9 protein-coding genes and 2 pseudogenes are annotated in these 13,904 nt (G+C 67.0%); 5 read left to right on the top strand and 6 right to left on the bottom strand.

Annotated features, from left to right (window positions below; translation table 11 throughout):
• Positions 1-197: 197 nt before the first annotated feature.
• The 4 genes and pseudogenes from KME82_RS04715 to KME82_RS04700 form a co-directional block, all read right to left on the bottom strand.
• Positions 198-419, bottom strand: a pseudogene (locus KME82_RS04715) (hypothetical protein); the annotation flags it as partial.
• Between the two features lies 1 nt (position 420).
• Entirely contained in the window at positions 421-1,140 is a 720-nt protein-coding gene (locus tag KME82_RS04710; RefSeq protein ID WP_215497493.1) for a type 4a pilus biogenesis protein PilO, read from the bottom strand.
• Positions 1,137-1,952 (bottom strand): PilN domain-containing protein, encoded by an 816-nt coding sequence (locus KME82_RS04705; RefSeq protein ID WP_215497492.1) that lies wholly within the window; start codon positions 1,950-1,952, stop codon positions 1,137-1,139. The genes KME82_RS04710 and KME82_RS04705 overlap by 4 nt, the downstream gene beginning before the upstream one ends.
• Positions 1,952-3,011: pseudogene (locus KME82_RS04700) on the bottom strand (pilus assembly protein PilM). The gene KME82_RS04705 and the pseudogene KME82_RS04700 overlap by 1 nt, the downstream one beginning before the upstream one ends.
• 508 nt (positions 3,012-3,519) lie before the next feature.
• Between KME82_RS04700 and KME82_RS04695 the strand changes: the two are divergent.
• The 5 genes from KME82_RS04695 to KME82_RS04675 all read left to right on the top strand — a co-directional run bounded on the left by KME82_RS04695 (position 3,520) and on the right by KME82_RS04675 (position 10,670).
• Positions 3,520-6,093 (top strand): penicillin-binding protein 1A, encoded by a 2,574-nt coding sequence (locus KME82_RS04695; RefSeq protein ID WP_215497491.1) that lies wholly within the window; start codon positions 3,520-3,522, stop codon positions 6,091-6,093.
• A gap of 362 nt (positions 6,094-6,455) precedes the next feature.
• Positions 6,456-7,109: a hypothetical protein gene (locus tag KME82_RS04690; RefSeq protein WP_215497490.1), complete on the top strand. Its 654-nt coding sequence runs from the start codon at positions 6,456-6,458 to the stop codon at positions 7,107-7,109.
• A gap of 492 nt (positions 7,110-7,601) precedes the next feature.
• Positions 7,602-8,576, top strand: coding sequence for a hypothetical protein (locus KME82_RS04685; RefSeq protein WP_215497489.1), 975 nt, complete (start codon positions 7,602-7,604; stop codon positions 8,574-8,576).
• A 75-nt stretch (positions 8,577-8,651) separates the two neighbouring features.
• Positions 8,652-9,662 (top strand): hypothetical protein, encoded by a 1,011-nt coding sequence (locus KME82_RS04680; protein ID WP_215497488.1) that lies wholly within the window; start codon positions 8,652-8,654, stop codon positions 9,660-9,662.
• Positions 9,663-10,475: 813 nt separating this feature from the next.
• Positions 10,476-10,670: a hypothetical protein gene (locus KME82_RS04675; protein ID WP_215497487.1), complete on the top strand. Its 195-nt coding sequence runs from the start codon at positions 10,476-10,478 to the stop codon at positions 10,668-10,670.
• A 241-nt stretch (positions 10,671-10,911) separates the two neighbouring features.
• Here KME82_RS04675 and KME82_RS04670 read toward each other — a convergent pair whose 3' ends face one another.
• Together KME82_RS04670 and KME82_RS04665 are read right to left on the bottom strand one after the other, a co-directional pair.
• Positions 10,912-11,652, bottom strand: a complete 741-nt coding sequence (locus tag KME82_RS04670) for a hypothetical protein (protein WP_215497486.1) — start codon at positions 11,650-11,652, stop codon at positions 10,912-10,914.
• A 96-nt stretch (positions 11,653-11,748) separates the two neighbouring features.
• A complete protein-coding gene (locus KME82_RS04665) occupies positions 11,749-13,056 on the bottom strand; it encodes a citrate synthase (RefSeq protein ID WP_252255626.1) in 1,308 nt (435 codons plus the stop codon).
• Positions 13,057-13,904 lie beyond the last annotated feature (848 nt).

Here is a 13,904-nt window from a genome sequence, read left to right as displayed (position 1 = left end):
ACCGCCGCGCCACCCACTTCCAGGTTCGGCGCATCCAGCGCTGGTCGGCGCATGTCTGCTGTCGCACCCGGCGCACGAGCAGCGCGCATGACCACGCGATAGCTGCCGCGTAGGTCCCGATGCGAGCCATCGAGCGGACTGTTCGCGGTCTGTCGCCCTTCTTGCCGGGCCGGAGCCTTGTTGTTGTCGGTGCGGTCTGCGGATCGCGCAGCCTGCGCTGTTCGGCGATGCTGCATCACCGGCAGCGGGTCCAGCGGCGGCGCCGGCTTGGCCTTGACTTCGGCCACCCACTTTTCCAGGTTCGGCGCATCGCCGGGCGTGCTGGTGATGCTGCGGAAGCAACCGGTGGAAACGAGCAGCAGGGCGACGGCGAACAGGCCGCTGCTCCAGGAGCGATTGAAAGCGAGGCGATTGGCCATCTCAGTCAGCCCCCTTCTTGCCGTCGGTCTTCTTGCTGTCTGTACCGCCCTTGTCGCCGCCTGCGGCATCCGCAGCAGCCTGGGTTTGCGCAGCCATCTCGTCTTCATCCAGATAGCGGTAGGTCTTGACCGTACCGGCCAGCTCCAACGGACTGTTCGGGGTGATGCCGCCGACCGCGTCCTTGTTGTTCTTGCCCTTGGGTTTGAGCGAGATGTCGTGCATGGTCATGATGACCACGCGCGGCAGCGAGGCCACGCCGCTGACGAAGGCGCCGAACTGGTGGTAGGTGCCCACCATGCGCAGCGCGATCGGCTTCTCGGCGTAGAACTCCTTGGGCACTTCCGCACCGGGCTGGAACAGCTCGTTGGAGATGCCGGTCGCCAAGGCGGTCTGCGAGATGTCGACGATCAGGTCGGGCATTTCGGTCTTGCTCGGCAGCTGCCGCAGCATCTGCTGCAACTGCTGCTCCATCTGCGCGAGCTGCTGCTTGAGCGGTTCCAGGTTCGCCGCGCGCCCTTGCTTGGTCTCGAAGGTGGTGCGCAGTTCCGCTTCCTGCCGCTCGAGGCCCTGCAATTCTTCGCGCTTGTCGCTGATGAACAGCCACCAGGCCAGACCGACGATGATCACGCCAACGAGCGCGCAGAACACGATCTGCGCGTTGCGCGGCCAGCCGCCGATATTGTTGATATCGAGGTTCTTCATAGAAGCCTTCTTGCTCACGACGCGGCTCCTGTCTTGGTGGGGGCGGCGGGCGCGGGCTTTACCGGCGCGGCGGCAGGCTGGGCGGGGGCAGGCGCGGGCTTGGCGGGCGTCGTGGCCGGCGCGGCGCCGGGCTTGGCGTCAGCCGGAGCCGCCGGAGCGGTCCCTGCCGGAACCGCGGCCGGAGCCGTCGTTCCCGCGGGCGCAGCCGCGGCGTCGGCAGGCGCCGCAGTCGCGTCGGCGGGCGCCGGCGTATCCGGGAAGCCGTCTCCGTCCTCGTCCTTGGGCGCGTTCGGGTTGGCCAGCTTGACCTGCAGCTTGAACTCGTACGGCAGGCCCTTCTCGTTGCCCTTGGCCTCGATGATGCTCAGGTCGGGCTTGGTCATCCAGCCGGACACTTCGAGGTTGCGCATGTAGGTACTGACCCGGGCGTTGGACTGCGCGCGACCTTCCAGGGTCAGCGTTTCCGCGTCCTGCTTGATCGCGGTCAGCACCGCGCCGTCGGGAATCGTGCGTACCAGCGAATCGAACAGATGCACCATCTGCGAACGGTTGGACTGCAGCTTCTCGATCACTTCCTTGCGCGCGAGCAGCTTGGACTTCTTCTTGTCGAGCTCTTCGATCTCGGTGATCTTCTTCTCGACTTCGGCGATCTGCGTGTCGAGGAACGCATTGCGCTTGCGCTGACCGCTGATTTCGCTGCTGTAGTAGAAGACGATCAAGACCGACAGCGCCAGCGCGGCCAGGACCGACAGCAGCATGATCGCGCCGAATTCCTTCTGTCGTGCCTTGCGGCGCTCTGCGCGCCACGGGAGCAGGTTGATGCGTGCCATCAGTCGAAGCTCCTCAGGGCCAGGCCGCAGGCGATCATCAGCGCGGGCGCGTCCTGCGCCAGGGCATGCGCCTGGACGCGCGGGCCCAGGGTCATGTGCGCGAGCGGATTGGCCACGGTGGTCGGGACGCCGAGTTGCTCCTCGACCATCTCGGCGATGCGCGGAATCGAGGCGCCGCCACCGGCCAGCACGATCTGATCGACGCGGTTGAACTCGCTGCCGGCATAGAAGAACTGCAGCAGACGGCTGACCTGCTGGACCATCGCTTCCTTGAACGGCTCAAGCACCTCGGCCTGGTAGCTCTCCGGCAACCCGCCCTGGCGCTTGGCCAGACCGGCTTCCTCGTAGCTCAGACCGTAGCGGCGCATGACCTCGTCGGTCAGCTGCTTGCCGCCGAACACCTGTTCGCGGTGATACAGGCTGCGACCGTTGCGCAGGACGTTGAGCGTGGTCATCGTCGCGCCGGAATCGACCAGGGCGACCAGACCGTCGCGCGGCCCGCTGAGCGTGTCGGCGAGCAGCGCGAACGCGTTTTCGATCGCGAACGCCTCCACGTCCATGACCCGGGGGGTCAGGCCGCCGAGCTCGAGCGCCGAAGCGCGCACCTCGACGTTCTCCGATCGCGAGGCCGCGAGCAGCACCTGGACCATGGTCCGAAGCGCCGGGCATCGGCCCCAGGATCTCGAAGTCGTGGTTCACCTCGTCGATCGGATACGGCACGTAATTGGCCGCCTCCAGCTCGATCTGCGACTCCATCTCGTCTTCGTCGAGATCGTTCGGCATGCCGATGACCCGGGTGATCACCGAGGAACCGGCGACCGCGGCGGCGGCGTGCTTCACGCGGGTCCCCGAGCGGGCTACGGCGCGTTTGATCGCCTCGCCTACCGCTTCGACCTCGACGATGTTCTTTTCCACCACCGCATTGGGCGGCAGCGGTTCGACAGCATAGTGCTCAACCCGGTAGCGGTTGCCGACTCTTGAGAGCTGCAACAGCTTTACCGCGGTCGAGCTGATGTCCACGCCGACCAAGGCCGGCTGGCTTTTTGTGATGAGTCCCACAGTTATCTCCCCATGCCACAAGCGCTTACGCGCACTTCGTGTGGCCCCGGATTAGATAACGGACTTTTCACAGGCTGGCAACCACTTCTTTCGTGAATGCCAACCAAGTCGTGCTTTTTTGACCCTCAACGTCACGTGACCGCCACCGTCAGTCCACTCGGCGCGCGTCCGGCTGCGAAACCGGGCGCGAGCGGCTTTTGCGCCGGCCGAATCGGAAATCAGCCATCGGCGCGAACCGCTTTGCCGATCCTGCCGCCAAGCCCGCGGCCCGATCCGTGCCGGCACCGTCATTTCGACCATCGCGACGGCGCGGCGCGGTTGGCGAAACCCCCGAACCGGCCGCCAACTGCGCGAAATCGCCCGCCCCCGACCCGGCGCCAACCCGGTCCGGACCCGAGCGGACCCGACCTGGATCACCGTTGAGCCGTCCGGCAAACCGGGACCCGGGTCGCGATCCGCGCTCCTCTATACTTCCCCGCTACGACCACCGACCCCGGAACCCGCTTCGATGTCCCGTATACGCCGTTGGCTGCGCTGGGCGCTTTACGCGTTCATCGGCGTGGCCCTGCTGGGCGCCATCGCGCTCGGCACCTTGTACTACCTGATCGTCCCCAAACTGCCCGACGTCGAAACCCTGCGCACCATCGAGCTGCAGGAACCGATGTACGTCTACGCCCGCGACGGCCGCCTGATGGCGATGTTCGGCGAGACCCGGCGCTACCCGATCGCGATCGAAGACGTGCCCGAACGCCAGAAACAGGCGTTCATCGCGATCGAAGACTCGCGCTTCTACCAGCACCACGGCATCGACTACAAAGGCATCGGCCGCGCGGTCTGGCTGCTGGCGACCACCGACGACAAGCGCGTGCCGGGCGGATCGACCATCACCCAGCAGGTCGCGCGCCAGTTCTTCCTGAGTTCGGAATACAGCTACAAGCGCAAGCTCGGCGAAATGCTGCTGGCCATGCGCATGGAGCAGGAACTGAGCAAGGACGAGATCTTCGAGCTGTACTTGAACAAGAGCTTCTTCGGCAACCGCGCCTACGGCGTGGGCGCGGCGGCCGAGTTCTATTACGGCAAGAAGATGAGCGAGCTGTCGCTCGACGAAATGGCCTCGCTGGCCGGCATTCCGAAGTTCCCGTCCAGCGGCAACCCGCTCAGCAATCCCGAGCGCGCCAAGATCCGTCGCGACTACATCCTCGACCGCATGGCCGAGCAGCACTTCATCAGCGCCGAGGAAGCCGCCCAGGCCAAGGCGGTGCCGATGCACGCGACCCCGCACGAGCGCCCGGTCGAGGTGTATGCGCCGTACGTGGCCGAAATGGTCCGCCAGGAAATGGTCGCGCGCTACGGCGCCGAAGCGCTGACCAAGGGCTACCACGTCACCACCACCATCGACCCGACCTTGCAGGTCGCCGCCGACAAGGCGATCCGCGACGGTCTGTCGGTGTACGACCGCCGTCACGGCTGGCACGGCGTGGAGCAGCATTTCGACCTCGCCGCCGGCGAGGACGCGGCGGCCGCGCGGGTGCGTCTGCGCGGCATTCCGGCCCAGGCCAACCTGCTGCCGGCGGTGGTGCTGGCGAGCAGCGGTTCGCAGGCCACGGTGGTGCTCGGCGACGGCACCGAACTGACCCTCACCGACAAGCAGGGCTTCGGCGGCCGCAGCCCCGGCAGCCTGCTGACCCGCGGCGACCTGGTCCGGGTCGCGCGCCTGGAAACCCCGGCCAAGCCGGTGGCCGAGCCCACGGCCGGCGAAACCGCACCGGCAGCGCCCGCCACCCCGACCGAGCCGCCGATCGTGAGCTACCGTCTCGATCAGCTGCCGCAGGCGCAGGCCGCCTTGGTCTCGCTGGAACCGACCGACGGCGCGCTGCGCGCATTGTCGGGCGGCTACAGCTTCGCCGGGGCCAAGTTCAACCGCGCCACCCAGGCGCGGCGCCAGCCCGGTTCGAGCTTCAAGCCGTTCGTGTATGCGGCCGCGTTCGAACGCGGCTACAACCCGGCCTCGATCGTGCTCGACGCCCCGGTGGTGTTCAAGGACCGCCGCGGCCACCTGTGGCGTCCGCAGAACGACGGCGGCAACTTCGCCGGCCCGATGCGGGTGCGCGAGGCGATGGTGCAGTCGCGCAACCTGGTCTCGGTGCGCCTGCTCGACGCGATCAGCGTCGACTTCGCGCGCAAGTACATCAGCCATTTCGGTTTCGATCCCGAGCAGTTGCCGCCGAACCTGTCGATGTCGCTGGGCACCGCCTCGCTGACCCCGCTGTCGGTCGCGCGCGGCTATTCGGTGTTCGCCAACGGCGGCTTCCGCATCACCCCGTGGTTCATCGACGAGGTCAAGGATCGCGCCGGCGCGGTGGTGTTCAAGGAAAAGCCGGCCACTGCCTGCCCGCAATGCGGCGGCCGCGGCGGCACCTCGTCGGCGGCGTTGCCGGTCAGCAACGTGGTCGACGGCTTCGACCTGGGCCCCGCGCCCGGCGCCGACAGCGCGGCCAAGAAGCCCGACCCCAAGGACAAGGCCAGCAAGGACAAGAAGCCCGCCGAGCCGGAGAAGAAGCCGCTCACCCCGGCCGAAATGGCGGCGCTGAACCTGGCGCCGCGCGCGATCGACGACCGCATCGCCTACCAGATCGTCTCGATGCTGCGCGACGTGGTCAAACGCGGCACCGGCACCGCGGCCAAGGTGCTCGGCCGCGAGGACGTCGGCGGCAAGACCGGTTCGACCAACGACCACCGCGACGCCTGGTTCTCCGGCTTCGGCGGCCCGTACGTCACCACCGTCTGGGTCGGCCGCGACAACTACAAGTCGCTGGGCTACCGCGAGTACGGCGGCAAGGCCGCCTTGCCGATCTGGATCGACTACATGCGCGTGGCGCTCAAGGACAAGCCGATCCAGCCCAACGAGCCGCCGCAGGGCATGGTGAAGGTGTCGGTGGCCGGCAACGGCGCACTGATTCCCGACGGCACCGGCGGCGTGATCGAATGGGTCAAGGCCGAAGACCTCGAACGCATGCAGACCTACACCGACTACGGCGCCGAAGACGCCGCGCCGTCGGAAGAGTCTTTCGACATCTTCTGATCGCAGGCAGCCACAACGGCGCGCGGATTCGGCCAGGTCGCGGTGATCCGAGCGCAGATCGTCGGACCAATAGCCCCTCCCACAAACCACCTCGCGGCGACGCGATCTTTTGTGGGAGGGCTTTCAAGCCCGACGCCTTTCGATCAAGTCGCGGCAGTCTGACGCGCCACAGTCCCGGACGAAGGCCGTACGCGATGCGTGCGGCCTTTTCTTTGACCGCCGTGCTTGCCCTGTCTGGCGGCTGAAAGCGCCGCATCGGCGTGGACATTGCCGTGATAGACGAACGTGCTAGCTTTGGCCTTGCCGGCCCCAACCGGCCGCGGCGAGCGCCCTCGCCGTGAGTGCCCGCCGCGGAGGTCGAGATGCACCAGGCCCGACAGCACGCACATCAGCATGCGCAGACCCGCATTCGCGAGCGCCGTCATCGCCTCGCCCACGAAGCCGCCCGCCTGATCGCCGAAAGCGGCATCCGCGACTACCACCAGGCCAAGCTCAAGGCCGCCGAACGACTGGGCATCTTCGACGATGCCTCGCTGCCGCGTAATCGCGAGATCGAGGACGCGCTGCGCGAGTATCAGCGCCTGTTCCAGCGCGACAACCTCGGCGGCCTGCGCCAACGCCGCGAGGCCGCGTTGCGCGCGCTGGAATTCTTCGCCCCGTTCGAACCGCGCCTGGTCGGCCCGGTGCTCGACGGCACCGCCGACGCGCGCAGCCCGGTCGCCCTGCATCTGTACAGCGACGATCCCGAAGCGGTGTCGATGTTTCTCGACCACCACCTGATCCCGGCCGAGGCGCGCGAACGCCGCCTGCGCCTGGATCGCGAACGCAGCGAAGACTTCCCGGTGTGGGTGTTCAGCGCCGAGGAACTCACCTTCGACCTGACCGTGCTGCCGCTGGACGTGCTGCGCCAGGCGCCGCTGTCGCAGGTCGACGAAAAACCGATGAAGCGCGCCGCCGCCAATCAAGTGCGGCAGTTGTTGGCCGATGAGGAGATTTCGGAGTTCGAGCGGGGGTAGTGGATGGCGTGGGGTGCCGGACGGCTCGTCGTTGGTCGTTGGTCGTTGGTCGTTGGGAGTTGGTCGTTGGGAGTTGGCGTTGGCGTTGGCCATTGGTCGAGCGGTCGATGTCGATGTCGATGTCGATGTCGATGTCGATGTCGAGCGTAAGCGACACAGTTCGGCATCGGTCTAGGCAGGCGCGGCTCGTCCCGACTCACGGAAAACAGCCCGCTCGCGATGGCTGCCCGATCGACACGCTGCGCATCTCGGAACCGCGCCACACCTCCCAGCCGTCATCCCCGCGAAGGCGGGGATCCAGGGCTTCATCCAGGCATGACTGTGAAGTCTCTGCATCCCCGCCTTCGCGGGAATGACGGCAAAAAAACAGCCGCGCAGTACCGCAAGCCGAGAGTCAATCTTAAACCCAGAGTTACAAGACTGCCCGCGTTTCGAATGCGCGCGAAACCGCGGCCACGCCGGAACAACGAAACCGTTCGAAGGACCGAACCCATGTGGAAACAACGCCAGCGCACCGACTCGACGACACGCGGCATCGCAATCAACACTCGCCCGCTGCTCGGCGCCATGCTTGTGTCGACCCTGTTGCTCCTGTCGGCCCTGTCGTTCATCACAACCGCGACACCGCCTGCCCCACGCACCACCTCGATCACAACCGCTACAGTCGAACAAAACACCGTCGCCGGCCTGGTCGCCCGCCTGCGCACCCAGGCCGCCGCATCGCAATCCAGCCCCGCCGTGCGCGCCGACTACGACGCCCTGCTCGCCAGCCAGCGCCTGAGCGCCGCGCAACTGCCCTACGCCGACTACGCTTATCTGCGCCTGTTGTTCGAAGCCACCCGCGACGGCGGCTATTGGAACCTGCATTGGGCGATCACCGATCGCGAACCCAACTCCGATGCGATCTGGACCCAATGGCGATCGTTGCGCGGCGCGACGCCGACCGGCGTCACCGCCACCGCCGAATGCGACGAACTGTCCGCGCTATACGCCTTCCTCGCCCGTCGCGGCGGCGTACGCAACGTCGGCCTGCTCTGGCCGACGTCCAATCACACCGTCGCGGTCTGGCGCATCGCCACGACCCCTCGCGAAACCCGCATCGTGGTCCCGACCACGCAGATATTCCTGACCCCGTCCGACACCTTCGGCACTCGCGGCTTCGATCCGTGGAAGCAGGCGAAAATCTACGAATACGGCCGTCGCGACATCGCCGACGACGCGCGCCTGCCGCCGGCGCTGATCGCCTTTTTCCTCGCGCAAAACGACAAGTACGCGCGCGCCTCCGGCCTGAGCCTGCAACGCATGCGGCAACTGCGCGACGGCGTGCTCGACGGCAGCCTCGACGCAGATCAGGCCGTGCGTCAGGCGCAAGCGCAACGCGACCGGATCGCGGCCAGCGCCATCGACGATCGCAGCGCATACGCGCATTTCATCCGCGATCTGCAGACGAGTGCGCGGTCTCCATAGCAGCGGCCGCCGCTACGTCACCGCAGGCACAAGCGTGTATAAATCCGCATCGATCCATCGCAGGAAGCGCCGCACATGACCCATCGCCCAGGCCGCCCGTATTTGCCCGTCATGGTGATCGCGCTGTGTTCGTTGGGCCTCGCCTTGAGCGCATTCGCGCAACCGCCTCCCGCCGCCGACGCGCGCCAGGTGCAGCTCGATGCCCACTGGAAAGGCGAGCCGTATCACTGGGATCTGGCCGACGGAACCGTCCTGGTCCAGAGCGTGACCGACGACGACGCACGAGCGACGGTGACGCCGCGAGCCGGCCAGGAGGACTATGTGCTGGAAATGCTCTGGGGCCGGTTCCCGGTCAAGGTCAGCGCGGAATGTTGGCGACGACCCGCGGCGCAGTTCGAGAGCTGCGCCGAAATCGGGCCGCGCGAGGACACGCGAGCGCAGAAAGACGAAAGAGCCGAAGACGAGCGCAAGGAACTCGAGCGCAAGCGCCGGTTGGCGGCGCGCACCGCATGGATGCGCCCGGAGATGACCCAGCAAAGTATCGTCGCGATCATCGCCAAAACGATGCGCGACCAGCAGGCGTGGATGCGCACGCCCGCCGCGCGCCTGATCGCCGACAACTTCGCCTGCGATACCAGCAATGCCGGCCTGCCGAAAATCACGGCCGAAGCGCAGGAAAAATACGCGCAGGCCCGGCGCATCGGTGCGTACGACGCGCCGGGCAAGCCGGTCCTGATCGAAGCGGCGCAACTGGGTAACTGGCGCGCGGTCACCACCTTGTTCAACGTGGCGATGTACGGCGAAGACTGGGAGTCGGCCCAGCCCCTGGTCGCCTGGCTGCTCGAACACGAAGCGCCGGCCGGCTACAACAAGCTCGCCGAACTGCACGGCACCATCGCCAGCTACGAAGACGGTCATGCCTCGTCCACGGATCAGGATCTGGTCACGGCGCTGCGCTGGCGCGCCGCGCAAGCCGGCGATCCGGGCGCGCAACGCGATATGTCCGAGTATTTCAAGCAACGCGATCCGCAACTGTCCGAGCGGCTGACGCAGTGCGCGCTGGAACGTTTTCCCGACCTCAAGTAGCCGCGCACTCCCGCGAAGGCGGACTTCGCGCAGGCTCGGCCCGCTTCGGCGAAACTTAGGCGAAACATGGCCGATTACGAGCGAGACGCCGGCGTGAACCGACGGCACAATGGCGATCCTTTTCGCACTCACTCAAGGATGCTTCATGCGACTTCATGGACCCGCGCTGCTGTGCCTGCTGACGCTGTCGTCGGCCGCCGTCGCCGCCGACAAGCCGGCCACGACCACCCTGACCAAGCTTTACCAAAGCTACGAAAACGCCGGCAACAGCGCACTGTCGATGGCCGAATACGATACCCGCGTGCGCTTCAGCGCGGTGGTGCTCGACCAGACCACGGGGACGGGGGGCCGGGGCGAAGGGAATGCTCGACGGAGGGGGGGGGGGGGGGGGGGCGGGCGGGGGGGGGGGGGGTCGGGGGGAGGGGGGGGGGGGGGGGGGGGGGGCCTGTCCGCTTGGGGGGGGGGGGGGGGGGGGGGCACGCGGGTTACTCGCGATGCGAGCGATGGGCTAGGGGGGACGCGCCATCACACCCAGGGGGGGGGGCGGGGGGGGGGGGGCGGGGGGGGGGGGGGGGGGTGCGGCGGGCGGGGGGTCAGGGGGGGTGCGCGTGGGGGGGGGCGGGGGTGCGGGGGGGGGTGGGGGGGGGGGGGGGGGCCGGGCGGGGGGGGCGGGGGGGGCGGGGGGGGGGGGGGGTGCGGGGGGGGGGGGGGGGGGGGGGGGGGGGGGGGGGGGGGCGGGGGGGGGGGGGGGATGCGCGAGCGCGCGTGACGAGTCGTTGTTCACATAAGTGTGTGCTCGACCAGACCACGTCGATGGACGACACGCCCATCCTGCAGGCCACCGAAGCCGGCGAAGAAGCCGAATACGCCCGCCTGCTGGGCGAGGACGACGCGCAGAGCAAGAAGCTCGACGCACTCAAGGTCGGCGCCAAGTTCACCGCGACTTGCACGGTCGGTTTCACCAGCGGCACCGATTACTTGAATTTGAAGGACTGCACGGTCGAGTAAGTCGCGCGTCGGCGTGGTCGTCGGCGTAGCCGCGCCTTGTCCATATCGTATCGACCTGTGCAACGGCCTTGAACACCTCTCCCGCTTGCGGGAGAGGTCGCGCCAAAGGCGCGGGTGAGGGCAAGCGGGTTACTCGTACCGCCCTCGCACGACACCGCAATAAATGACCAGATCCAGTCCACGCAACCGGAACCGGAACCGCCGCGGCATACACACCCACCGCAGCCTTACCCGTCGCCGCCTAATAGACGACCTTATCGATGACCGGCACGTCCTCGATCGGCCTCGGCCGCAGCAATCCCGGCACCTGCACGCGCTTTGCCCGCTGCCTCGCGCTGCACGCGCGCAACGCGTCCAGCAAGCGCTCGCTGTGCTGGGTCAATTGCGCATCTTCCGAGGCGTCGAAGTTGAGGCTAGGTCCCCACGCGGTGCTCAAGCTATAACGCGCCTGCGACACAGGCGTGTCCACCGCCTCGACCTGTTCGATCGGCTCGCTTGCCGCGGACACCGACTGCGCGAACCGGCCAACGAAACTGCTCACGGCCTGGGTCAATTCGTTGCGCTGAAGATCGGCGGCCGGGCACGCGCCGAGGGGCCAGATCCACACCTCGGCCAAGGTGCGCCAATCGTCATCGGCGGGGCACCCGTCGTCGTACTCGGGTGCCGGCCGGCCGCTGAAGACCTCCTGGCCGAGGTAATGCCACAGTTGCCAGCGACCTCCATCGACGCCGCGCTCCAGCACCGCGCGCCCCACCCATTCGCTCGGTTCACTCCAGTGCAGGCGCTGCAATTCGAGCACGCGAATCCGATCCGGGTCTTTATCGGGAATCACCGGCATGGTCACGGCCGGCTCGAGCGTTCCCCAGCGACCGCCGCACGCCGGAGGCTCCCGCGGCTCAACCGGTGCCTCATCCGCCCAGGCCGGCATGCAGACCAGCACCGCGACCCAGCCGAGCACGTTCCACCCACTGCCGATACCCATGCGCGCCCCCGTGTTCCAGGCCGCATTGTGCATCGGCGCAAACGAAAACGCCCCGCGGGTGCGGGGCGTTTCGTATTCACCGGATAACGCGGTAACTCAGCGCTTGTCGGCGCCGAGGTAATCGCGCACGCCGTGGCCGGTGTAGATCTGGCGCGGGCGGCCGATCTTGTTCTCGGGATCGTTCTGCTGTTCCAGCCAATGCGACACCCAGCCGGCGGTGCGCGCGATGGCGAACATCACCGTGAACATTTCCACCGGGATGCCGAGCGCCTTGTAGATGATGCCCGAGTAGAAGTCGACGTTCGGGTAGAGCTTGCGCTGAACGAAGTAATCGTCCTTCAGCGCGGCTTCTTCCAGCTTCATCGCCACTTCCAGCAACGGATCGTTGACGCCGAGTTCGCCGAGCACGTCGTGGGTCATCTTGCGCACCAGCGCGGCGCGCGGATCGTAGTTCTTGTAGACGCGGTGGCCGAAGCCCATCAGGCGGAAACCCGACTCCTTATCCTTGGCCTTGTCGATCGCGCCCTTGACGTTTTCCGGACGGCCGATCTCGTTGAGCATCTTGAGCACGGCTTCGTTGGCGCCGCCGTGCGCCGGTCCCCACAACGCGGCGACGCCCGAGGCGACGCTCACGTACGGGTTGGCGCCGGTGGAACCGACCAGACGCACGGTCGAGGTCGACGCGTTCTGCTCGTGGTCGGCGTGCAGGATGAACAACAGGTCCATCGCCTTGGCCGCGACCGGGCTGAGTTCCAGCGGTTCGCTCGGCACTTCGAACAGCATGTGCAGGAAGCGCGTGGTGTAGTCGAGGCTGTTCTTCGGATAACGGATCGGCCAGCCGATCGAATAACGATGGCAGGCGGCGGCGATCGTCGGCACCTTGGCGATCAGGCGGATCGCGGCCAGACGGCGCTGTTCGGGATCTTCCAGGTCGAGTTCGTTGTGATAGAAGCTCGCCATCGAACCGAGCATGCCGACCAGCATCGCCATCGGATGCGCGTCGTGGCGGAAGCCATACAGGAAGGTGCGGAACGCCTCATGCATCATCGTGTGATGCGTGACTTCGTGTTCGAACTTGGAGAACTCGGTCTGCGTCGGCAGTTCGCCGTTCATCAGCAGATAGGCGACTTCCAGGAAGTTCGACTTTTCCGCGAGCTGTTCGATCGGGTAGCCGCGGTACAGCAGCACGCCTTGGTCGCCGTCGATGTAGGTGATCGCCGACTTGCAGCTGGCGGTCGCGGTGAAGCCCGGGTCGTAGGTGAACATCCCGGTTTCTTTCGGCAGCTTGGCGATGTCGACGCACGGAGCGCCGAGCACCGGATGCTGCACCGGCAGGGCGAAGTTCTTGTCGCCGGCGGTCACGGTGACCTGATCGAGGCGGGTTTTGCTGGAATCTTCAGACACGAAACACTCCTCAGTCTGCCTGCCGCAGGGAGGGCCGCGACAGGAGGGAAACGGGGGTCGCATTGCGTTGCGATGCTGAATTATCGCACAACGCTTCCCGAGCCCAAGCTCGGACTTTGGTCGGGGCGTCCCCGCCGGGGCCACGCAGTGTTCCGCCGTGGGGACGGGTATTCAGGCCGCGAGCGGCGACGCGGTGACGACTGGGCCGGGCGGTTGCCGGGATGTGGCGGCTGGCTTGGCGGGATGGGGCGAACGGGCCTGGGAACGACGGCGGCGCCGGCAGGGTCGGCAACGGCGAACATGGCCGGGCGATGGTTTACGCAGAGGTGCCGAGATCGCCGAAGCCGCGCGGGCGTGGCGCGGTCATAGGCGCGGTGCGGAAGGTGCGGGCGGGTGCGGGTGCGGGTGCGTGTCAGGATGCATAAGCAGTAGCGAAGAGCTGCCCGCGCTCAGCGCCCTCGCGGAATTTATTGTGGGAGGGGCTTCAGCCCCGATGCCTTTCGCTCAGGTCGCACAGACGCCCGGCAACTGACCGAAAAGCGTCGGGGCTGAAGCTCCTCCCACAAAAGACCTCGCTTCGCGCGCTTGCGGCAATGGCCACGACGCAAGGTAGAACCTCGGGTAAAGGCGGGCCGGACGCAAAGACCTGCGCCTGTTACGGAATTTATTGTGGGAGGGGCTTCAGCCCCGACGCTTTTCGCTCAGGTCGCACAGATCCCCGGCAACTGACCGAAAAGCGTCGGGGCTGAAGCCCCTCCCACATAAGATCACGCTTCGCGCTTGCGGCAATGGCCACGACGCACGATGGAATTCCGCGCAGTTGCGGCGCGCCGGACATGACGGAATCG

This window comes from Lysobacter capsici (genome assembly GCF_018732085.1).
Classification (GTDB): Bacteria; Pseudomonadota; Gammaproteobacteria; order Xanthomonadales; family Xanthomonadaceae; genus Lysobacter; species Lysobacter capsici_A.
The sequence above is the reverse complement of the archived record's forward strand: the minus strand, read 5'-3'. Positions and strand labels throughout refer to the sequence as shown.